This window comes from Sporichthyaceae bacterium (assembly GCA_036269075.1).
Classification (GTDB): Bacteria; Actinomycetota; Actinomycetes; order Sporichthyales; family Sporichthyaceae; genus DASQPJ01.
In genome coordinates this window covers 1-20,509 of sequence record DATASX010000102.1, presented here as the reverse complement: position 1 = coordinate 20,509, position 20,509 = coordinate 1, and the positions used below count along the sequence as shown (strand labels likewise).

The window sequence follows — 20,509 nt, the reverse complement described above, 5'->3', positions numbered from 1 at the left end:
GGCAGGCCGCTGATGTCGTGCTCGAGGAGTGCGTCAACCATCTCCCCGAAGGCCGCCTTCGGCCCTACCGTGACTACCTCCGTGGTCATCACGTCCCGGACCTTCACGGAGTAGCGCGTTCCAGCAACCTCTGATGTGGCGCCATGTTCCTTTGTGGCAGGCATTTCCATCCTCCTCGTCGCGGATTCCGATGCGTTTCGCATGGTCCCCGCCTTGCACGGCCGGTACACCACGCAGCCGCGTAGAGGTCGTCGAGCTCGACGTGGCCAGGTCGACCCGGGATCGTGGGCCCGGTCACCCGGTCTCCGGATCGGGCACCGCGTCGAGGGATCACGGTCCGGGCTCGGCATGGGCAGCCGTACGGCGCTGCCCTCAGCGACTTTCGGCGATCACGCAGACGTCGAAGTCGTCCGCGGCGATCAGCAGCTCGTGGACCAGCCGGATTGCCATGGCGCCCTCGCCCACCGCGGAGGTGAGCCGCTTGACCGACCCGCTGCGCACGTCACCCACCGCGAACACCCCCGGCCAGCTGGTCTCCAGCAGGTGCGGGGGACGGCCCGGGCCGTGGGTCTCGGGCAGCCCGGGGTCGGCGCCGGCCGCCTCCGCCCCCTCGTCCCCGGTGAGGACGAAGCCCCGGTCGTCCAGCGCGATGCTGCCCGCGAGCCACCCGGTGCACGGCTCCGCCCCGATGAACACGAAAAGAGGTGCCACGTCGAGGGTGCGCCGCTCGCCGGTCTTCGTGTTCTCCGCGACGACGGCGTCCAGCTCGCCGCCGCGGCCGCGTAGTTCGCGAATCTCGCTGTTGCACATCAACTCGACGGCCGGGTTCCGCTCGATCTGGTCGACCAGGTAGCGGGACATGGACTCGGCGAGGTCGTCGCCGCGGACGAGCAGGTAGACCTTCGGCGAGTGCTGGGCGAGGAACACGGTCGCCTGCCCGGCGGAGTTGCCGCCGCCGACCACCGCGACCGGCCGTTGGCGGCAGTACTGGGCCTCCACCAGCGTCGCGGCGTAGTAGACGCTCCTGCCCTCGAAATCCGCCAGCCCGGGCACATTCAGCCGCCGATAGCGGGCACCGGTCGCGACGACGACGGCCCGGGCGCGGAACTCGCTGCCCGGGTCGACCCGCACCACGATGTGGTCCCTGCCGCGCGCGAGCCCGGTGGCCTCGACGGGGACGCCGAGGCGGGCGCCGAACTTCTCCGCCTGGATCACCGCCCGGTCGGCCAGCTCCGCGCCGGAGATACCGGCGGGGAAGCCGAGGTAGTTCTCGATCCGGGACGACGTCCCGGCCTGGCCGCCCGTGGCAATCGCGTCGAGGACGACGGTCGAGAGGCCCTCCGAGGCCCCGTACACGGCCGCCGCGAGGCCGGCCGGCCCCGCGCCGACGACGACGAGGTCGCAGACGCCATCCGCGGACGTCGGCGGGTCGAAGCCGGTCAGCTCGGCCAGCTCCGCGTTGCTCGGGTTGCGCAGCACGCGGGTGCCGCGCCAGATGACGACGGGGGTATCTCCCGGGCCCACCCCGAGCTGGCGCAGCAGCTCCTCCGCGCCCGGGTCCGACTCGAGGTCGACCCATTGGTGCGGCAGCCGGTTGCGGGCGGCGAACTCGCGCAGACGCCGGCTGTCGGCGGAGTAGCGGGAACCGATGATCCGCAGTCCCGCACCGGCGGCGATCAGCAGCTCCCGCCGGATCAAGAACGCGCTAAGCACCACGTCGCCGAGGTGGCGGTCGCGGCCCACGATCCGCCGCAGGCCGTCCAGCGGCACCGCCAGCACCTCGCCGGGTTCGCGGACGACACAGGTCACGAACGACGGCTGGCCGGTGAGGAGGCCGAGCTCGTCAAGGAATCGGCGCGGCCCGTGGACCCGGATCACGCGCTCGCGCGGGGTGCAGTAGTCCTCGTAGACGGCCACGGTCCCCGCGAGCACGACCATGAACTCGCGCTCCCGCTGACCCTCCGCCACCACGACCTGGCCTGGCCGCGTCCGCCGCCGCACCCCGTGCTCTGCGAGCTCGGCGATCTGCTCCACGCTGAGCCGCGGGTACGCCCCGCCGATGTCCGGAGTCTCGCCGCCCAGGCCGGGATTCAGGTCTGGGACGGTTGCCGAGGTATCCGCTGAGGCATTCATCGGGACTCCGGATCTTCTAGAGCGCGGCGTCGATCCAGTGGCGCAGGGCGGCAGCGGGGGCGGCACCGGGCTGGCGGGCGACCACCGCGCCGTCGCGCAGGATGAGCAAGGTAGGGACGGCCTGGACGGCGAACCGCCGTGCGAGCCGGGGGGCCGCGTCGACGTCGACCTTGACCAGCTTGACGCGGCCGGCGAGCTCCGCAGCGACGTGCTCGAGCGCCGGGCTGAGCGTGCGACAAGGCCCGCACCACTGCGCCCACAGATCCACCACGACGGGAAGCGTCGAGGCCTCCGCGACGGCGGCGAAATCGTCGTCGCGGGCGTCGGCGATCCACGGCAGCGGCGATCGGCAGTGCCCGCACCGCGGGCTGCCCGGCGCGGCCGCGGGAACCCGGTTCTCCCGGCCACAGCTGGGGCAGGTCACCGTACGCGGGGACGCCGTCGTCACCACCGAGCCCACCTCTCAGGTCCTCTCAAGTTCCATGATGGTCCGTCACATCACTGCGTTCACAGGGCGACGATCCCCCACGTGAACCCGGTGCACGGCGCGCAACCACCGTGCAGCCGGCGTACAGCTGCTGGAGCTGCGGTCGGTGACCGGAACCGGCCGGGGACGGTCGCGCCCTCGACAGCGTCACACCACTGTGCGCGTGCCCCCGACGTGGGACATCCCGCGACCACGTAGTCCGGCCCCGCCACCCGAGCCCAGCGCTGCGGTCGGCCGCTTCGGCGCGCGAGAGGGCCGACCGGCGGGAGCACCGGACCCGTCGTTGCCCTGGCACGCCGGAAGGTGAAGGTGGCGTCGGCGAGGACCCCGAGCGGCGGTCGCGACCGTCCGGCCAGGAACCCGACCCGGGGGACGTCCTGCCCGCCGAGCAGGACCTGCCGGGCCATTTTCGTCCTGGACGCGGCCTCCGAGGCAGGCGAGGCCGCCGCGGCGACCGCGAGGGCGGCCCACGCGAGGCATCGCGCTCGCCTCGCTCAGGGCGCCTCATGCTCGGAGATCTCGGCGCCGGCCCCCACGAGCACGTCGTGTGCGATCTTGACCGTCTCAAGATCCCCCTGCACGATCACGAGGTACTTGCCGCCGGTGAGGTGGGACTCGATCTTGGGAATGTGGTGCTTGGCCACGAACCGGCCGAACAGCGCGCCGGTGACGGCGCCGATCCCGCCGCCGAGCCCCGCCCCCTCCAGCCCGGCGAGAAGCGGCGCAACGAGGGCCCCGGCCACCGCCACCGGTCCGGCGGGGGTGAACACGAAGGCCGCCCCGGCGAGCAGCCCGAAGATCCCCCCGAACCAGGCGCCGGTCTCCGCGCCCGCCCCGACGAGGTCCCTGGTGGTGACGAAGCCGTGGACGCGGCCCTCCACCGTGAGACCTTGGGTGACGAACGAGATCGCGCTTGCCGGCACGTTCTGCGCGCCGAGTTCCTGGACGGCCTTCTGGGCGGCGACGATGTCGTCGAAGACGCCGATGACGGCGGTGTCTGCCACGGTGGAAGTCATTGCGGTCCTCTCCAAGCTGACGGGTGGTCAGTGCGGTTCCCGCCCACGTCACGGCGCCTTCGGTGGTGCCGCGTGCTGACCCGCGGGCGGGTTGTCGAACGTGACGGCGAGCTCGCCGTCCACCAGGTCGATGCGGACCCGCGCGCCCCGTCGGCGTTGGGGATCACCGTCGCCTGGCCGCACTCGACCGCTGCGATCACCGAATTGGTGGCGCGGAGGTCGATTCCGACCGCCTTCGCCACACTCGTCGCCTCCTGGCCCGCCCCGCGCCGCAGATCGCCCAGCCTTCGCCGGCGGTCAGCCGCGGACATCCCCCGATCGCGTAGTCCGGATCGCCAGGCGGTGGTGGCGCTGCGGGACCGCCCGGCCGGGCGAAGGCCGGGTTTGCGTACGCATCCGGTGGGTAGGAGCGGCCAAAAGGTTTCAGGCTGCGGCCAAGTGGCCAGTGCGCGGGTCGGTGCAGGTGCGTTCGGCGGGCCGGTCGACCCGGTCGGGCGGGCAGGCTGACTACCTGGCGGCGCGAGCGACGGCGTGCGGCCCGCTGGCGAATACGGGCGGGCGCAGCGGGTCGTAGGTGATGGCCTATCGCTCGCGTGACGGAACGTCAGGTCTGCGCGGAACGTGGTGGGTCCCCCCGTTCGACCGGAACGGCGGGTACCTGGTTGGGGGTGATCGCCACGTTGGACCGGCTGTTGCACCGGGTTCGGCGTGCTGCCGATCGCGGGCGGGGATTCAGTCGAATCCGATCGCGGTCTCGTGGACGGCCGGTCGCCAGGACCCCTCAGGACGCCATGGTCGAACTCGACCGGATCGCCGACGACACCACGGCACAACTGGCCGCCAACGGCGAAAGCCACCGAGAGTTCCTGCTCTCGCTCGTCGTGTGGGACACCGAACTGGGCGAGATCGTCGCCCGTTCCGGCGTGCGCGGGTGACCGCGATGCACTGGCCCGGCGGCGCCTACAGTGGAGATGTGCTTGCAGATGAGGCCCGCGAACTCGCGCGACGTTCGCTCGCCGAAGAGATACCGCGACGCTGGGCGCATGTCTGCGCGGTGGCAGCCAAGGCCGAAACCGTCGCCGCCGACTTGGGCCTTCCTCGTGACCTCCTGGTCACGGCGGCGTGGCTGCACGACATCGGGTACGCGGCCGACGTGAAACTGACGGGATTCCACCCGCTGGACGGCGCCCGACACCTACGGCATCTGGGCGTCGACGAGCGCGTCGTGACCATGGTCGCGCATCACTCGTGCGCGAGCGTGGAGGCCGACGAGCGCGGCCTCGAGGCCCAACTGCAGCACGAGTTTCCGGTCGAGCCAGGCGTCCTGGCCGACGCGTTGATCTTCTGCGACATGACGACCGGCCCGAACGGAGAACAGTTCGCCGTCGAGCAGCGGCTGTACGAGACCCCGATCACGGAGAATCACGACCGCCCGATGCGCGGTATTCGGGGCGAGGTTGTGCTCCGCGGCCAACTGCACCAGCGTCGGCAGTTGAGTCCCAGGCTTCAACTTCCCGGACTCGATGTCTGCGATCAGCCGCGCGGCGAGTACCTCGTACGCCGCGCGGGGTTCTCGCTTGGACGGGTCCGGCACCGGCACGATCCCCGCGATCGTCGAGGCTGCGCGACGGTCGGCTTCCGTGCTCCAGGCGGCATAGGTGCGCAGCGTCGTGGCGCCGCCGCTGCCGTGGCCCAGACGCCCAGCCACGGTGCGCAGGTCCACGCCGGCGGTTACGAGCTGGCTGGCCGAGAAGTGCCGTAGCGCGTGCAGTCGTGTGCTCCGGAGCCCGACGGTCTCGGCCAAGCGCCGATAGCGCTGGGAGATGCTGCGCGGCAGCATCGGGGGTCCGGCGGTCGGGCGCCGCCGAGAACACGTAGCACTCGGAGGTCAGCCGCAGGTCGAGCTTGACGCACTGCGCCCGGCACCGTTCCTGATGCAGCCTCAGTTCTTTGACGGCAGTGGCGGCAATCGCCACGCGACGCTGCTGATTGGTCTTGGTGCTCTTCTCCAACCTGCCCCACTGGCTGCGGTCGATCGTGACGGTGCCCGTGTCGAGGTCGACGTCCGACCACCGCAGCGCGCAGATCTCGCCGTTGCGCCAGCCCACGCTCAGCGTCAGCGTGAGGAGGAGCGCCCACTCGGGATCGCGTGATGCTTCGTTGAGCAGAGCGGCAACTTCGGTCGGACTGGGCGGGTCGGGCTCGCTCCGGGCGAAGCGCGGTGGCTCAGCCAACGCGGCGCTGTTGACGGAGATCTGGCGGTAGCGGACGGCACGGTCCATAGCCGCGCTGACGATGAAGTGGATCTTCCGCACCGTGTTTGGTGCTAACGGTTCGCAAGGGCGGCAGGTCCGCGACTTCGGATCACACAGTCGCCGACATTCCTGCAGTCGCGCGTAGAAGCGTTCGAGCGTCTGGGGATCGATCTCGACCAACTGCCGCTTGCCCAGCACCGGGGTGAGGTAGAGCCGGATCAGCTCGTCGTAGCGCTCGCGGGTACTTACCTCGTGTCGGGCCACTTCCAGCCACTGATCAATCGCCGGGTGAGGGTGATCGAGGCCTGCGAGTGCCGCCGCTCGTCGACCTCGTTCTGCAACTTGGCCATCAGCTTCTCGGCCTCGCGCCGGGTGGGTGCCGTCTGCTTGATGTAGCGGTCGCGGTCGGTGAGTGCGTCGGTTCCCGCGAATACGACCGCGCGGAACGTCCCGTTCGGTCTTGCCTCGATGTAACCGCGCCGGCGGGCGTCCTTGGTCCCCACGCAGGCAGCCTACGAGAGCTTCATGCCCATTTTCATGCCCACGGTGAGATTCGTCGCGGACTTGCGTTACTAAATATGCAGGTCAGGCGCCGTGCCCCCGGCGCGAATCGAACGCGCGACACCCGCTTTAGGAGAGCGGTGCTCTATCCCCTGAGCTACGAGGGCGGGGAGACGGCCCATTCTCGCAGGCTGCCGCCGGGCACGGCCAGCCGACGCGGTCGGGCTTGATCCGGGGTGGCTGCGCGGTCCGCCGAGCGAGCAGGCATGCTGGACATGTCAACTACCTCGTCGACCGGGAGCCGGATTGCCTGCCCGCATCGAACTGCCCGGCGCCGACCTGCGGTTGCGAGCCGACGTGGCCGGGCCCGCGGACGGGCCGCCGGTTCTGCTGATCCACGGCGGCGGGCAGACCCGCAGTTCCTGGGGTCGGGCGCTGGAGCAACTGGCTGCGCGCGGGGCTCGCGCCTACGCGATCGACCTGCGGGGCCACGGGGAGAGTGAGTGGTCGCCGGACGGCGCCTACCGCCCCGAGGACCACGCGGCCGATCTGGTGCGCATCATGCCCACGCTGGGGCCGGAGCCGGTGATCCTGGTGGGCGCGAGCTTGGGCGGTATGGCTGCTCTGCTGGCCACGCCGCAGCTTGGGGATCGGGTCGCCGGGCTGGTGCTGGTCGACGTGGTGCCCCGGCTGCGGATAGCCGGCGCGGAACGGATCCTCGCGTTCATGCGTTCGGCGCCGGACGGATTTGCCGACCTGGAGTCCGCCGCGGACGCGGTCTCCGCCTACCTGCCGCACCGCCCCCGCCCGGAGAGCCACGACGGCTTGCGACGCAACTTGCGGCAGCGTCCGGACGGGCGTTGGGTCTGGCACTGGGACCCACGGATCGTGCCGGAGTTGATCGCCGAAGCTTCGGTCCCGCAGGAACGGCTGGACCGGGCTGCCGCAGCCCTCACCGTCCCCACATTGCTGCTGCGCGGCGTGCTGTCCGACGTGGTGGACGACGCCGGGGTGGAACACCTGCAGGAGTTGGTGCCGCACCTGCGGGTCGTGGACCTCGCGGGAGCCGCGCACACCGCAGCCGCCGACGACAACGACGCCTTCGTCGCCGCCGTCCTCGAGTTCGTGCCCGGCCTGCGCAGCGCCTGAGTCCGGCCACCGCAAAGGATCAGCGGGAGATCAATTGTCGTCCCGGACGACAATGTTGATCTTGCGACACGTCATTTTGATCTTGCAACGGCCGCCATTCTCGGGCAAACCTTGAAGTGTCCGATTGATCGGTAAATAAGGGCATTTGAGGTGCTTCGGCGTGCCGCCTTGACGAGGGTTGCGAAGTTTGATTGGACGCAATGATCTTGAAACCCGACAAGATCGCGATTGCCGCACATTGTCGCAGGTCAGACCCGATTTGCCGGTTTGGGACGGTGAGGTCGAAGGATCGCGTTGGTCCTGATCTGTCCGGTCTTGCCGGAGGTGGGACGTGTGGCGTGCAAAGTGGTTGGAAAGTGCCGCCGATGAGCCTGTTCAAAGGTTCGAAGCCTACGCACAATAACGACACACGCGATTGAGCCGAGGGGAGCGCAAACAAGCGACCCGCGAGCCTGTTTGCGATTCCGAGGCGATTGAAGCGTGTTACCCGCAGGGAACACACGTCCGCTCCTGACCCCGCCAAAGAATCGAGGAGCTGTGGACGCCAACATGAACGTCCGGCGGGCCGGCAACGTCGCCGTCGCCGTCCTGCACGGGGAGTACGACCTCGGCAATGCCGCGGTCCTGAACGCCGAACTCGTAGACGTCCTGCGTTGCCGGCCGGCCGGGATTGTCCTGGATGTCGCAGAGGTGGACTTCTGTGACCTCGCCTGTCTGCGTTCGATGGCCAACCTCGGCCGGCGCGCCGCAGCGGTCGGGATCTGGGTGCGGATAGCCGGACCGAAGCCGATGCTGCGCCGTTTGCTTGACGTCACCGGGTTGGGCTCCTCCTTGCCCGCATACCCCGACGTCGAGTTGGCGCTGCGCGGTTCGCGCCGCCCGCCGCGAGTTCCCGGAGGTCGGGTCACCGAGAGTTTGGCCGTCGATGCAAGGACATCAGCCGGCGCTTAGCCGGTCCATATCGCTGCTACCGGTTCTGAGGTGTGACGTGAGTTTCGCTGTGGCCTGCTTCCTCCCGCTGGTCATGTTGGCAATGCTGTTTCTCCTCGCTCGGATCGAGGAGCGCCACCTCGTGGCGCGGCCCGCACGAGTAGCCGTGGAGGAGAGCGGGCCGATGGTGGAGCTGAACTGACGCTACGTCAGAACCCCGCACCGGCTACCCCGGCAGCCCGGCCCTCGGGTCGGTCCGCCAGGTGACCGAAAGCCGCCCGGCGGACTCCGCCGCGGCAAGTCGAGCCGCGGTCGCCGCGGTCGTGGCCAGCACCACCAGAGCCCCGGCCGTTCCCGACGGGTCGTCCGGGACGCTGATGCTGAGCACCCGCACCGCGCTCGCCACGACCGCGGCCACGGCGTTTGCCTCGGCCGGGCGGAACTCGTCGATGGGCACCGCGAGCACGTCGACGACCATTCCCGGCCGCAGCATCCGCGCGGCTGCAGCGTCCGCGACGTGGACCGGTGCGGCCACCGGCGCATCGACCGAACCAGTGCCCCCGGCGTCGAGCAACCGGACATCCGTGATCGGTTCGCCGCGCCGGATCGCCGAGGCGGGCCAGCGGCCCACGGCCTGACCGGAGTCGTGCAGCACCGCCGCCGGCGCATTCGCCACCGGCATCCGCACCGTGGCCAGGTCGTCGCGTCCGATCGCCGAGCCCCAGCTCAGATCGCGCGCAGCCGTGAGCACCGGGACCGTGGCGCCGGACCCGGCATGCAGCGCGTGCAGCCCGGACCAGGCGGCCAACCCGGCCAGGCCCAACGCGATCGACCACCGGTGCGCGCCCAGGGGAGACGCCGCGGCGCGCGGGTGCGGGGAATCGGTCACGGCAGGGTCATCCCGGTGCGCACTCCGTCGAGTGTGGCCGGGCACGGGCAGACCCGCTCGGTGGGCAACGCCGCGATCACGTCGAACAGCAGGTCGCGCAGGCGCCCCACGTTCGCCGAGAACATGGCGAACACCTCGGCCATCGTCACCCCGGTGCCGGCCTCGATGCCCGCGTCCAGGTCGGTGACCAACGCCAACGGGGTGTAGCAGAGGGCGAGCTCCCGGGCCAGCGCCGCTTCCGGCTGCCCGGTCATCCCGATGATCGACGCCCCGGAGGCGGCGTACCACTGCGACTCGGCCCGGCTGGAGAACCGCGGGCCCTCGATCACCACCAGCGTGCCGTCGGGGAACGGGTCCCACCCCGCGGCCAGCGCGGCCTTGGTGGCCACCTCGCGCCCGACCGGGCAGTACGGATCGGCGAACGCGACGTGGACGACCCCGGCGGGCGGGCCGTCGTAGAACGTGGCGGCCCGGCTCCAGGTACGGTCGACGACCTGGTCGGGGATCACGAGCGCGCCGATGGGCCGGTCGTGCCGCAGTGAGCCGACCGCGCACGGCGCCAGGACCTGGCCCACCCCCAGCGCACGCAACGCCCAGAGGTTGGCGCGGTACGGGATGCGCTGCGGGGGCCAGCGATGGTCGGCCCCGTGCCGGGGCACGAACGCCACCCGGCGGCCGGCGACCTCGCCGACCACGAGGGGATCGGACGGCGGACCGTACGGGGTCTCGACCATCACGGTCTCGGCGTCGGCGAGGAACTGGTACAGGCCCGAGCCGCCGATGACGCCGATCTCGGCGGTGGTGCGCAGTTCACTCATGCGACGGGACCCTAGCCGCGGGTACCGACAGCGGCGCGGCCTCGCTGCCGCCCTGTGGACGGCCGACGGGCTGTGGAGGAACGGTCGGGCGCGGCGGTCACGACACCGGCGACGCGCCCCGCCGGCTCAGGCCGCGGACTCCCCGCTGCTCTTCTTGGTGCTGCCGGAGTCCTTGCTGCCGCCGGAGTCCTTGCCGGCGCCGGATTCGGACTTCGCGGGCGTGGCCGTCGACGACGAGTCGCTGCTGGTCTTCGCGGCCGGCTTCGAGTCCGAACCGTTCTCGCCGGAGGAACTCTTGCCACGGCTGTCGGTGCGGTAGAACCCGGAGCCCTTGAAGACCACGCCGACCGCGGAGAAGACCTTGCGCAACCGGCCTGTGCAGGCCGGGCACTCGGTGAGCGCGTCGTCGGTGAACTTCTGGACCGCTTCGAGCTGGTGCTCGCACTCGGTGCAGGCGTACTGATACGTGGGCACGCAATCCTCCTGTTGGCACTCGCACCCGCTGACTGCTAATTCTCGCGCACCGGTGGCCCATTCGTCCACTCCGCGCCCAGCGGCACGAGGCCGTCGGCCGTCAGCGCGGCATCGACCGGCACGTCGTGGGGGTCGGTCGGCAGCGCTGCCACCACCTCCCACGGGTGCAGCAGCACGATCGCGGGCACCTGCGGGCGCCGCAGCGGCAGCGCCCGGTCATAAGAACCACCGCCGCGCCCCAACCGATTCCCGGCCCGGTCGGCAGCCAGGCCGGGTAGCAGCACCAGGTCCGCGGTCGCGATCCCGGCCGGGCCGAGTCGCGCCCCGATCGGCTCGGGGATCCCGCGCACGCCAGGCACGGCCGAACCGTCGTCGACCGCCCAGTCCAACGACCGGTCCGGCAGCACCACCGGCAGCAGCACCCGGGTGCCCCGCTCGCGCAGGGCGGCCAGCAGCGGCCCGGTCCCGGGCTCGCTGCCGAACGATACATAGAGCGCGACCGTGTCGGCCCAGGGCAGGCCGAGTGCCTGCTCGCACAGTGCATCGGCCACCGCGCGGCGCTGGTCCGGCGACAGTGCCCGCCGGCGTGCCGACGCGGCGGCTCGCAGGTCGCCCTTTGTGTCGGCCACGCCAGATAGCCTGCCGTAATGACGATGACGAAGGCGGTGGTCCCCGCCGCCGGCCTCGGCACCCGCTTCCTACCGGCCACCAAGGCGACACCCAAGGAGATGCTCCCGGTCGTCGACAAACCGGCGATCGAGTACGTCGTCGAGGAGGCCGTCGCCGCCGGGCTGACCGACATACTGATGATCACCGGTCGCAACAAGCGCGCGCTGGAGGACCACTTCGACCGCAACTACGAACTCGAGGAGAAGCTCGCCGAGAAGGGCGACACGCAGACCCTCGAGCGGGTCCGCGCCTCGAGCGACCTGGGGACCATGCACTACGTCCGCCAGGGCGATCCCCGGGGCCTCGGGCACGCGGTGCTGTGCGCCGCGCAGCACATCGGCCAGGAGCCGTTCGCGGTCCTGCTCGGCGACGACATGATCGATCCTCGCGACCCCCTGCTGGCCCCGATGATGGCCGCGCGCGAACAGCTCGGCGGCAGCGTGATCGCGCTGATGGAGGACCCGGCCGACCACATCCATCTCTACGGCTGCGCCGCCGTCGCCCCGAGCGGGGTCGAGGGCGTCGTCCGGGTGACCGACCTGGTCGAGAAGCCCGAGCGCGCGGTCGCGCCGAGCAATCTGGCGATCATCGGTCGCTACGTGCTGGAACCGGCGGTCTTCGACGTGCTGCGGCGCACCCCGCCCGGCCGGGGCGGGGAGATCCAGCTCACCGACGCGCTGCGTTCGCTGGCGGTCGGCGACGGCGGTGGGCCGGTACACGCGGTCGTGTTCCGCGGGCGGCGCTACGACACCGGCGACCGCGGCGAGTACCTGCGCACGATCGTCCGGCTGGCCTGCGAACGAGCCGATCTCGGGCCGGAATTCCGGGAGTGGCTCGCCGACTTCGTCAAGAACGAACTGCCCGGCAGTACGACGTGAGGTCGGTCGAGGAGCAGTCGGCCTGGATCCTGGACTCGGTCCAGCCGGCACTCCCGCTGGAGCTTCCGCTGCTCGACGCCCAGGGCTGCACGATCACCGAGGACATTCACTCCGAGGTCGACCTGCCGCCGTGGGACAACTCGGCGATGGACGGCTACGCGGTCCGCCTCTCCGACGTACTCGGCGCGAGCCGCGAGTTCCCGGCCGAGATCCAGGTCGTCGACGACATCGCGGCCGGTTTCATGCCCTCCCGGCCCATCACCGCGGGGACCTGCGCTCGGATCATGACCGGTGCGCCGGTGCCCGATGGCAGCGAGGCGATCATTCCCGTCGAGCTCACCAACGCGAGCACGACCCGGGTCTCGATCCACGCCCAACCCACCGACGGCCAGCACATCCGGCGCCGCGGCAGCGACGTCACCATCGGCGAGCTCGTGCTGACGGCGGGCACCGAGTTGGGGCCGGCCCAGATCGGCGTGCTGGCCGCGATCGGTCGGGCCCGGGTGCCGGCCCGGCCACGTCCGCGCGTCGTCGTGATCTCCACCGGCAGCGAGCTGATCGAACCCGGGATGCCGTTGCGGCCCGGAGCGATCCACGAGTCCAACAGCTTCATGCTCGCTGCCGCGGTCCGCGACGCCGGCGCCCTGCCGTTCCGCGTCGGGCTGGTCGCCGACGACGAGGGCGCCGTGCTGACCGCGATCGAGGAGCAGTTGGTCCGCGCCGATCTGGTCATCACCTCCGGCGGCGTCAGCGCCGGGGCCTACGACGTGGTCAAGGCGGTGCTGTCCCGACTCGGCACGGTCGAGTTCGGCGGCGTGAAGATGAACCCGGGCAAGCCGCAGGGCTTCGGCCGGATCGGCGATGTCCCGATCTTCACGCTCCCGGGCAACCCGGTCAGCGCCTATGTCTCCTTCGAGGTGTTCGTGCGCCCAGCGATCCGCCGGATGCGCGGGCTGACCCCGGAGCAGCGCCCGTTGATCAAGGCCACCACGATGGAGCCGCTGAGTTCGCCGGCGGGCAAGACCCAGTTCATGCGGGCGATCCTGGGCCCGTCGCGGCCGTACGGGCCGCCTCAGGTCCGCCCGGTCGGCGGGCCTGCCTCGCACCTGATCGGCGACCTGGCTCAGGCGAACTGCTTCGTGGTCATCCCGGAGGACGTCGTGTCTTACACCATCGGCGACCAGGTCGACGTGATGTCGCTGGACCGCGAACTCGCATGAGCGAACCAAGCGCGGGTCCATCGTTCACGCACCTCGACGCGAGCGGCGCTGCCCGGATGGTCGACGTCTCGGCCAAGGAAGTGACGGTCCGTCAGGCGACTGCCACCGGACGGGTCCTGGTCAGCGCCGAGGTGGTGGATCTGCTGCGCGGCAAGGGAGTCCCGAAGGGCGACGCCTTGGCCGTGGCCCGGATCGCCGGGATCGCCGCGACCAAGCGCACCCCGGACCTGATCCCGCTGTGCCACCCGCTGGCGATCCACGGGGTCACGGTCGACCTCACGGTGCAGGACGACGCGGTCACGATCGCCGCGACGGTCCGCACAGCCGACCGCACCGGGGTGGAGATGGAGGCGCTGACCGCGGTGGCGGTGGCCGGGCTGACGGTCATCGACATGGTGAAGTCCGTCGACAAGGCGGCCGTGATCACCGAGGTCCGACTGGAGCACAAGAGCGGCGGCAAGTCGGGGGAGTACCGAAGGGCGGACGCGCAGCCGTGAGCGAGCCTGCGAGCGAACCGATGTCACAGTGCCCGCCGTCGCCCGACCGGCACGGGCGAATGGTGGTCCGCCGGTGAACCAGGTGCGCCGGGCGCTGGTGATCACCGTGTCCAACCGGGCTTCGGCCGGGATCTACGAGGATCGCGGTGGCCCGATCCTGCACTCCGGACTGACCGAACTCGGCTTCGTCGTCGACGGGCCGCAGATCGTGCCCGACGGCGAACCGGTGGGCGTGGCCCTGCGGGCGGCGGTCGCCGCCGGCTACGACGTGGTGCTCACCACCGGCGGCACCGGCCTCACCCCGGGCGACCTGACCCCGGAGATGACCGCCCCGGTGATCGAGCGTGCGGTTCCCGGCATCGCCGAGGCGATCCGCCACCGGTCGGCGCCCACTGTCCCGACCGCCTTGCTCTCCCGCGGGCTGGCCGGCCTTGCCGGCCGCACGCTGATCGTCAACCTGCCCGGCTCGCCCGGTGGCTGCAAGGACGGGATCGCCGTACTCGGCCCGGTGCTGGCCCACGCGGTCGATCAGGTCCACGGTGGCGACCACGTCCGCAGCGGGTTGCCGTGAACCGTGGCTGGCCGGTCCGCCTGGCGGACGGGGCGGTGGTGCTGCGCCCGCTGCGGGTGCGCGACGGCGACGCCTGGCGGGTTATGCGCCGGGCCAACAGCACCTGGCTGGCGCCGTGGGAGGCGACCCGGCCGGGGGAGGACGGCGGCGAGCTCGGCTTCGCCCCGATGGTGCGCCGACTGCGCGCGGAGGCCCGGGAGGGCCGCACATTGCCGTTCGGGTTGGAGTATCACGGCCGGTTCGTCGGGCAGCTGACGATCGCCGGTGTCACCTGGGGCTCGCTGTGCGCAGCCAACATCGGTTACTGGATCGACCAGGGCCACGCCGGGCGGGGCATCATGCCCACCGCGGTGGCGTTGGCCACCGACCACTGCTTGACCGGGATGGGCCTGCACCGCGTCGAGGTATGCATCCGTCCGGAGAACCGGAACAGCCGCCGGGTGGTCGAGAAACTTGGCTTCCGCGAGGAGGGGCTGCGCCCGCGGTTCCTGCACATCGACGGCGCCTGGCGCGACCATCTGGTCTACGTGCTGACCGCTGAGGAGGTCCCAGCGGGCCTCATGCATCGCTGGCGTAGTTCCCGCGGACCCCTCGCGCCCCAGTAAGCACATTGCGGACAAAGTCCGACGCGACACGGCCGGCCAATCCGGAAAGACGATCACTTCCGGACTTAGCGTGGCGATCGGTGTGCAGCTCCGGCCACGGGTGGACGAACTCGCCGGGCTCGCCGGTTGGGAGTGGAGCATGAGCGGCAGTGGATTGATCTACGCCGCGGTCCTGGGCGCCTGGGCCGTCTACTTCGCGACGCGGGCGATGCGCTCCGGCCCCCGCGAGGTGATCGTCCCCACCCAGGGTGTGGTTCTGCGCCGCCGCGGGACGGCCGACGCACCGGTCGGCACCTACTCGATGATCCGACCCGCGGTCGACGCGGCCGAGCCGGTGGTCAAGCAGCGCCGGCCGGACACCGCGGTCGCGGCCGGTCCCGCGCCTGTCCGCGTCAGCGCCGCGACCGCTCGTCGGCGGCGGCGGATGCTCGTCCTGCTGGTGCTTTTCTCGCTGTCCGGCGGGCTGCTCAAGCTGGTCGGCGCGCTGCCCGGCTGGGCGCCCGGTCTCCCGGTGCTGCTGCTGCTCACCTACGTGGTGGAGCTGCGCGCCCAGACCCGGCGGGCCCGGGCGCCGCGAGTCGTCGTCGAGGAGCCGGTGGCACCGGCCTCGCCCAAGCGGCACGGACTGCGGGGCCGCCACAAGGACAGCTCGGACTTCTTCGACCCGTGGCCGTCGTTCGACCCGGCCGATGCCACGACCGGCCGGACTTCGCAACTGGCCGAGGGCTGGGAGCCACGGCCGGTCCCGCTGCCCACGTACATCATGGCCGCCAAGGCCCCGTCGGTCGTCGGCCGACGCATCGACATCCCGGCCGGTCGGGCCTGGACCGAACACGACCACCCGGCCGCCGACTCGACCCAGGCGCCCGTGCCGGCACCGGTTGTCGAGCCCCTCGTTGCCCAGACGGCCGAGGCCGCCGAGACCGTCGCTGAGGCGACCACGAAACTCGACCCGTCGAGCCCGGCCGCCGAGGCGACCGATGGCGAGACCCCGATCGGCGACGGCCTGCAGGCAGAGTTCGAGCACAAGCGCGCCGTCAACGACTGAACCACCGCACCCCGGACGGCCCGCGCCGTGGCCGGAGCCCCGCTCATCCTTTGATAACCTCTCCGACGGCAATTGGGGCTGTGGCGCAGTCCGGTAGCGCACCTCGTTCGCAACGAGGGGGCCAGGGGTTCAAATCCCCTCAGCTCCACCCAACGCAGCAGGTCAGAGGCCTGATTCGGGAAACCGGATCAGGCCTCAAGATCTTTTGTCCGCAATTTGTCCGCAAGATCGGGCGTACCCCGCTGAACTCCGGCGGAGCGAGGCGGACCCCTTCGGACCCGGTGGTGAGGGGATGAGCTGGCGCTAGAGGGCTCCCGCGCGACGATGCAGTCGGTGTCGACGCGGTCCTGGGCGACGAGATGTAGTGACTTGGTCGGCTCGTGCTGGCGCCGTGAAGGCTGGGTTGGCCCCTGGCCATGTGCGCCGGGAATCACACGAGTAATTGGCTGGCCCGTGCGACTCAACAGCGCCCGCGGCCGACGAACGCGGCTGTCGTGACGCGGCGACGTACGTAGGACCCCCGGCAATGCGACGAATCACCGCGCGGACCCAATGAGACACCCGGCCAACGGCCCGCGCCGGTCACCGGGGACAGGGACCGGAGTGCGTTGAGCGTTCCCCCATTACTCAAGGAGATCGACTTACTCGTCGAAGATCACAACCATTCAGCGGCCTGTACTTTCGGCAGTCGAGGAACGCGAGGGCCAATCAGTGGAGGGCTACCTCGTTGGCGGGATCCTGGAGCTGGCGACTCTGATCCCGCGGGACGAGCACGAACTGGCGGCGACCTATCTTGGCGCGACGCTGGTGCTGATGTGTTCGAGCGCGATCCGCCCGACTGCCACCTGCTCGCTGCGGGCTGAGTGTCCTGAGCCGCGGCTGGGGTGTGGAGGCGCCAGAGCTGGGGTGACACCGCCCGGCCCCCTGCCGGTCCGCTCGCAATCCCGCCACCTGTGCGACGCGCGCCGTCCGCCGCGAGCAAGCCCTGCATTCTCTCGCGGAACCCGGCGACCAGCTCCGCCTCGACGGGGCGTGGTAATCCGCGATCACAGCACTCTCGTCGATCTTGGGGGCTTTTCGCCAGATCGAGTACCCGCGTGGCCGGTCCTCCTCCGTCCGGTGCGCAGCTCCCAGACCGCCTCAACGTGCCAGCCGGTGGCCACCCCAAAGAACTCCACCATCTCGCACGTGAGCGCCGACTGGTCCCGTGCAGCCGCTGTTGTTTCTAACGGGTGCGGGTCGCCTTGGCCCGCGCGCTCGCCGTACTGGCGGACGTCCCGACGAGGAAGCCGATGTCTCGCTTGGAGAACTTCGCGGCGGTCAACGACTTGATGACCACGGTGGTGTCGTCTTGGACCTTGCTCGCGAGCGCTTGCACCTTCAGTCTGTTCCGGTGCACCGTGAGGGCTTTCCTGACGACCGGGTGGCCAGCGATCTTGTTGCGGTCGATCTCGACGTCGGCCTCGTTGACGGTCTCGCCGGTCATGACGCGGATCGCCTCGACGATTCGGCCGGGGATCTGCTCAAGGCGGCGTGCCTGCGTCCACACCCCGGGGATCGAGGGGACGCGGGCGTTCCACCATCCCTTGCCGTCTGTGGTGGGTTCCCACTCACAGTGCACGCTGTAGGTCATCGCCTGCTCGCTTTCTCGAACCACTTCGCGCCGAACTCGGCGACCAGCTCGGTCTGGATGTTGCGCAGCGTCCCGGCCGACTGTTCCTTTTCTGCGGCAACCACGATCACCGAACGGCACTGCGGGCTGGTCCACTTCTCGTGGGAGCCCTCGGTGGTGGTCTTGACGCAGCCGAGGCCAGCGAGGATGTCGCGGACCTTGCGGGTCGGCATCGGCTTCATGACTCTAGTGTAGTCGTCGCACTTAAACAAGTGCGACGATCGCACAAACGCTGGCCGTTCGGTCGACCTTGAGATCCGAAGCGGAGATCGATCGCCAGGTGGACGACGCCTAGGTGGTGCCCGTCGCGCCTGAGCCGAGGGCGCTTGGACGGGTCCGGCTCCGCGCACTCCGCGACGTGGGGGTAGCGCGGCTCCTCCGTGCCGCAGGGACCAGGCTGGCAGCCCCCGACGGCCGCGTGCTCGCCCCGGTCGGTCAGGCCGCCGTCCCGCCGTGCCCCCGTAACTGATCGACGTAGCTGGTGACGGCGTCGACAGGCACTCGGCGCAGTCGACCGATCAACACTGACTCGACGGTGCCATCGGCGATCAGCCGGAACATCAGGGTGCGACCAATGCCGAGAATCTCCGCGGCCTGCTCGACCGTGTACAACGCGGTTGGCATGCGCTCCTCCTCGTGGCTGTGCAGAGCTCTTGCGCCGATGACAGCGCGCTGCAGCGCGCGCCGGAAGTTGCCTGGGGTTAGCCGGATCCGTGGATAACCACGAGTGCAGAGCGGTTGGGCCGACAGCGGCGCTATGTTCCCGCCAGGGACTGAGGGGATCGTGCGCTTCTCCGGGGATTGCGGTAGGGAGTGGCGCGCAGCGCGTACCCTGAAGTTGGACCCTGTCCCCGTCGATGGCTCGGTGCGCCGCGAAGCGCCGTCCTGATGGATCTTTGGAGTAGTCCCGCGAGCTGTTGAGCGGCGCGGCGAACCAAGCTGGCCGAGCTGCGAGGTCGACGGCGTCACCGAGCGCAGCGGTGCGCCGATCATCTGATCGCCGCGCCTCTTTGGGCCGCCTACGGTGCGAACCTCGGCATGCTATTGCGGACATGCGACGCCGTGGGCGCCAGTCTCGCGGTCCCGGAAACGGCGCACTACCGCGATGCGTTGGCCCGAGGCGACACGCTGATCGAGCGTGGGTGCGTCCACTGGGTCGGTCCCACCAAGGCCCAGTGGATCGATGAGCAACGCGATCGCGGCAGCCGGATCCTGGCGGTGGGGTTGGCAGACGGGGCCACACCGCTGGCCCGGTTGCCGCTCGCCCGACGACGAACCGTCGTGCTGCTCGGTCACGAACGCCTCGGCGTGCCCGAGGAGATCTGGGAGTCGATCGACGAGGTCGTGGAGATCCCGATGGTCGGTCGCGGCGCCAGCCTGAACGTCGCAGTTGCCGGCTCGTTGGTGCTCTATCGACTCGCCGGGCTGGCCTGATCGCGCAGCGCGGCCAGGTGTGTCTGGGCGAGCTTGGTCAGCGACTCGAGAACGGCCTTGCCTTTGGCGGGCGAGGCGAGCGACGGGCGACCGATGATGCCGTTCTTGGTGTAACCGTCCATACCGAGGCTCAGCAGCATCGGCCGGTTGGGCACTTCGTGGTCCTGGTCGAGCGCGCCCGGTCCGACAAGTTCCGGATGGGCATGGAGCAGGATCGAAACTTCCAACTCGCCGCCATGCATGTCGTCGTGGTGGCTGGTCTCCACGCCGGCTGCGACGCGGGCAGCGGCCCAGTCGTCGCGAGTGGGGAACAGCGCCATCTGCGGCCCGGAGACGTTCGCCTCTTGCACGACGTTGGAAAGTACATAATTTCCGCCGTGTCCGTTAACGATCAGCAGTCGATCGGCGCCGTTCGCTGCTACGGACCTCGCGATGTCGGTGACCACCGAGTACAGCGTTCGGGCGCTGATGCTCACCGTGCCCGGCCAGGCCGAGTGCTCGTGAGAGCACGACATGGTGATCGGCGGAAGCAGCATGAGGTCGTGTGCGGCGGCGATCTCTCGGGCGATCACGCAGGCGATGACGGTGTCCGTGATAAGCGGCAGGTGGTCGCCGTGCTGCTCGAAGCTGCCGACGGGCAGAACGGCGATGCGCGACGCCCGTTCGCGTTCATCCTTGCTGGTCGACTTCGGCAACAGGTGTTCCACGCAAGGGTCCTTTCACCGGCCGGTCTCGCACAGCAGGTCGGACAGAGCGGCCTCGAACTGATTGGCTGACCCGACGTTACGCGACCCGGCCAACAGAACCCTCAGGCGGCGCAGTTGGTCAAGCGATCTGGCCGAGGCCGAGGAGCGGACGACAGCGAGTGAGTCGATCCCGGCCAATGCGGCTGCGTCGAGGTCGCCGCTCTGGGCATGCGCCAAGGCGAGGCGGGCCAGGCACAAACCGCGGTCGCGTTCCTGTCCGGCTGGCCAGGCGGCCAAGGCACGCTGAAGTGCGGGCACCGCGCGTCCCGGCTCACCGAGTTGGGTCCAGCAATGACCGGTCTCCATTTCGACGTAGGCAGGGGAGCAGTACCCGGCGATCTCGTCGTCCGGGTCGGTGACCGGCACGGCAGCCGCAGCCCGCGCGAGGTCCAGAGAGCGCAGGCAGCCTTCGCGATCGCCGCTCAGTGCGCTCGCGTTCGCGTGCTGCCGTAGTGCCACGGCTTGCAGTCGCGGCGACAGCCGGTTGCGATCACGCAGCGCGGCCTCGGCGAGGCCG

Annotated in this window: 25 protein-coding genes and 2 tRNA genes; 13 read left to right on the top strand and 14 right to left on the bottom strand. The window is 70.4% G+C overall.

Annotated elements, in window-relative coordinates; all coding sequences use genetic code 11:
- Positions 1-372 precede the first annotated feature (372 nt).
- The 3 genes from VHU88_18985 to VHU88_18975 form a co-directional block, all read right to left on the bottom strand.
- The gene (locus VHU88_18985) at positions 373-2,133 is read right to left on the bottom strand and encodes an FAD-dependent oxidoreductase (protein ID HEX3613781.1); all 1,761 of its coding nucleotides are present in this window, start codon (positions 2,131-2,133) and stop codon (positions 373-375) included.
- Between the two features lie 16 nt (positions 2,134-2,149).
- Positions 2,150-2,581, bottom strand: coding sequence for a thioredoxin (gene trxA, locus VHU88_18980; GenBank protein HEX3613780.1), 432 nt, complete (start codon positions 2,579-2,581; stop codon positions 2,150-2,152).
- A 533-nt stretch (positions 2,582-3,114) separates the two neighbouring features.
- A complete protein-coding gene (locus VHU88_18975; GenBank protein HEX3613779.1) occupies positions 3,115-3,636 on the bottom strand; it encodes a general stress protein in 522 nt (173 codons plus the stop codon).
- Positions 3,637-4,427: 791 nt separating this feature from the next.
- On the opposite strand from VHU88_18975, the gene VHU88_18970 reads away from it, so the two are divergent.
- Both VHU88_18970 and VHU88_18965 read left to right on the top strand, forming a co-directional pair.
- The gene (locus VHU88_18970; protein HEX3613778.1) at positions 4,428-4,571 is read left to right on the top strand and encodes a hypothetical protein; all 144 of its coding nucleotides are present in this window, start codon (positions 4,428-4,430) and stop codon (positions 4,569-4,571) included.
- Positions 4,572-4,576: 5 nt separating this feature from the next.
- Positions 4,577-5,398: an HDIG domain-containing protein gene (locus VHU88_18965; protein ID HEX3613777.1), complete on the top strand. Its 822-nt coding sequence runs from the start codon at positions 4,577-4,579 to the stop codon at positions 5,396-5,398.
- Positions 5,399-6,136: 738 nt separating this feature from the next.
- On the opposite strand, the gene VHU88_18960 is transcribed toward VHU88_18965, so the two are convergent.
- Both VHU88_18960 and VHU88_18955 read right to left on the bottom strand, forming a co-directional pair.
- Entirely contained in the window at positions 6,137-6,394 is a 258-nt protein-coding gene (locus VHU88_18960; GenBank protein ID HEX3613776.1) for a hypothetical protein, read from the bottom strand.
- Between the two features lie 92 nt (positions 6,395-6,486).
- Positions 6,487-6,559: transfer RNA gene (locus tag VHU88_18955), tRNA-Arg, on the bottom strand.
- Between the two features lie 139 nt (positions 6,560-6,698).
- Here VHU88_18955 and VHU88_18950 point away from each other — a divergent pair.
- The 3 genes from VHU88_18950 to VHU88_18940 all read left to right on the top strand — a co-directional run bounded on the left by VHU88_18950 (position 6,699) and on the right by VHU88_18940 (position 8,673).
- Positions 6,699-7,541 carry an alpha/beta hydrolase gene (locus VHU88_18950; GenBank protein HEX3613775.1) on the top strand — a complete coding sequence of 281 codons (843 nt, stop codon included), beginning with the start codon at positions 6,699-6,701 and terminating at the stop codon, positions 7,539-7,541.
- A gap of 537 nt (positions 7,542-8,078) precedes the next feature.
- Entirely contained in the window at positions 8,079-8,492 is a 414-nt protein-coding gene (locus VHU88_18945; GenBank protein HEX3613774.1) for an STAS domain-containing protein, read from the top strand.
- 37 nt (positions 8,493-8,529) lie between these two features.
- A complete protein-coding gene (locus VHU88_18940) occupies positions 8,530-8,673 on the top strand; it encodes a hypothetical protein (GenBank protein ID HEX3613773.1) in 144 nt (47 codons plus the stop codon).
- 24 nt (positions 8,674-8,697) lie between these two features.
- On the opposite strand, the gene cpaB is transcribed toward VHU88_18940, so the two are convergent.
- From cpaB to VHU88_18920, 4 genes are all read right to left on the bottom strand, one after another.
- Positions 8,698-9,360: a Flp pilus assembly protein CpaB gene (gene cpaB / locus VHU88_18935; protein ID HEX3613772.1), complete on the bottom strand. Its 663-nt coding sequence runs from the start codon at positions 9,358-9,360 to the stop codon at positions 8,698-8,700.
- Positions 9,357-10,178 carry an S-methyl-5'-thioadenosine phosphorylase gene (locus tag VHU88_18930; GenBank protein HEX3613771.1) on the bottom strand — a complete coding sequence of 274 codons (822 nt, stop codon included), beginning with the start codon at positions 10,176-10,178 and terminating at the stop codon, positions 9,357-9,359. Before VHU88_18930 ends, cpaB begins: the two co-directional genes overlap by 4 nt.
- Positions 10,179-10,304: 126 nt before the next feature.
- Positions 10,305-10,652, bottom strand: coding sequence for an FmdB family zinc ribbon protein (locus VHU88_18925; GenBank protein ID HEX3613770.1), 348 nt, complete (start codon positions 10,650-10,652; stop codon positions 10,305-10,307).
- 35 nt (positions 10,653-10,687) lie between these two features.
- Complete coding sequence (locus VHU88_18920) at positions 10,688-11,281, bottom strand: 5-formyltetrahydrofolate cyclo-ligase (GenBank protein ID HEX3613769.1); 594 nt, start codon at positions 11,279-11,281, stop codon at positions 10,688-10,690.
- Positions 11,282-11,299: 18 nt separating this feature from the next.
- Here VHU88_18920 and galU point away from each other — a divergent pair, with 18 nt between their 5' ends.
- The 7 genes from galU to VHU88_18885 all read left to right on the top strand — a co-directional run bounded on the left by galU (position 11,300) and on the right by VHU88_18885 (position 16,288).
- A complete protein-coding gene (gene galU / locus VHU88_18915; protein HEX3613768.1) occupies positions 11,300-12,199 on the top strand; it encodes a UTP--glucose-1-phosphate uridylyltransferase GalU in 900 nt (299 codons plus the stop codon).
- The gene (gene glp, locus VHU88_18910) at positions 12,196-13,419 is read left to right on the top strand and encodes a gephyrin-like molybdotransferase Glp (GenBank protein ID HEX3613767.1); all 1,224 of its coding nucleotides are present in this window, start codon (positions 12,196-12,198) and stop codon (positions 13,417-13,419) included. The genes galU and glp overlap by 4 nt, the downstream gene beginning before the upstream one ends.
- Complete coding sequence (gene moaC, locus VHU88_18905) at positions 13,416-13,916, top strand: cyclic pyranopterin monophosphate synthase MoaC (protein ID HEX3613766.1); 501 nt, start codon at positions 13,416-13,418, stop codon at positions 13,914-13,916. Before glp ends, moaC begins: the two co-directional genes overlap by 4 nt.
- Positions 13,917-13,989: 73 nt before the next feature.
- Positions 13,990-14,487, top strand: a complete 498-nt coding sequence (locus VHU88_18900; protein HEX3613765.1) for a MogA/MoaB family molybdenum cofactor biosynthesis protein — start codon at positions 13,990-13,992, stop codon at positions 14,485-14,487.
- The gene (locus tag VHU88_18895) at positions 14,484-15,092 is read left to right on the top strand and encodes a GNAT family protein (GenBank protein HEX3613764.1); all 609 of its coding nucleotides are present in this window, start codon (positions 14,484-14,486) and stop codon (positions 15,090-15,092) included. The genes VHU88_18900 and VHU88_18895 overlap by 4 nt, the downstream gene beginning before the upstream one ends.
- Before the next feature lie 70 nt (positions 15,093-15,162).
- Positions 15,163-16,140 (top strand): hypothetical protein, encoded by a 978-nt coding sequence (locus tag VHU88_18890; GenBank protein ID HEX3613763.1) that lies wholly within the window; start codon positions 15,163-15,165, stop codon positions 16,138-16,140.
- Between the two features lie 74 nt (positions 16,141-16,214).
- Positions 16,215-16,288: transfer RNA gene (locus tag VHU88_18885), tRNA-Ala, on the top strand.
- A gap of 1,077 nt (positions 16,289-17,365) precedes the next feature.
- On the opposite strand, the gene VHU88_18880 is transcribed toward VHU88_18885, so the two are convergent.
- The 3 genes from VHU88_18880 to VHU88_18870 all read right to left on the bottom strand — a co-directional run bounded on the left by VHU88_18880 (position 17,366) and on the right by VHU88_18870 (position 18,436).
- Positions 17,366-17,773: a hypothetical protein gene (locus VHU88_18880; protein HEX3613762.1), complete on the bottom strand. Its 408-nt coding sequence runs from the start codon at positions 17,771-17,773 to the stop codon at positions 17,366-17,368.
- Positions 17,770-17,994 carry a type II toxin-antitoxin system HicA family toxin gene (locus VHU88_18875; protein ID HEX3613761.1) on the bottom strand — a complete coding sequence of 75 codons (225 nt, stop codon included), beginning with the start codon at positions 17,992-17,994 and terminating at the stop codon, positions 17,770-17,772. Before VHU88_18875 ends, VHU88_18880 begins: the two co-directional genes overlap by 4 nt.
- 253 nt (positions 17,995-18,247) lie before the next feature.
- Entirely contained in the window at positions 18,248-18,436 is a 189-nt protein-coding gene (locus tag VHU88_18870) for an excisionase family DNA-binding protein (protein ID HEX3613760.1), read from the bottom strand.
- A 438-nt stretch (positions 18,437-18,874) separates the two neighbouring features.
- Here VHU88_18870 and VHU88_18865 point away from each other — a divergent pair, with 438 nt between their 5' ends.
- Complete coding sequence (locus VHU88_18865) at positions 18,875-19,246, top strand: TrmH family RNA methyltransferase (GenBank protein ID HEX3613759.1); 372 nt, start codon at positions 18,875-18,877, stop codon at positions 19,244-19,246.
- On the opposite strand, the gene VHU88_18860 is transcribed toward VHU88_18865, so the two are convergent.
- The gene (locus VHU88_18860; protein HEX3613758.1) at positions 19,222-19,953 is read right to left on the bottom strand and encodes a creatininase family protein; all 732 of its coding nucleotides are present in this window, start codon (positions 19,951-19,953) and stop codon (positions 19,222-19,224) included. The two genes, VHU88_18865 and VHU88_18860, sit on opposite strands and share 25 nt — an antisense overlap.
- A 12-nt stretch (positions 19,954-19,965) precedes the next feature.
- The coding region (locus tag VHU88_18855; GenBank protein HEX3613757.1) for a hypothetical protein at positions 19,966-20,509 on the bottom strand (544 nt) is incomplete at its 5' end.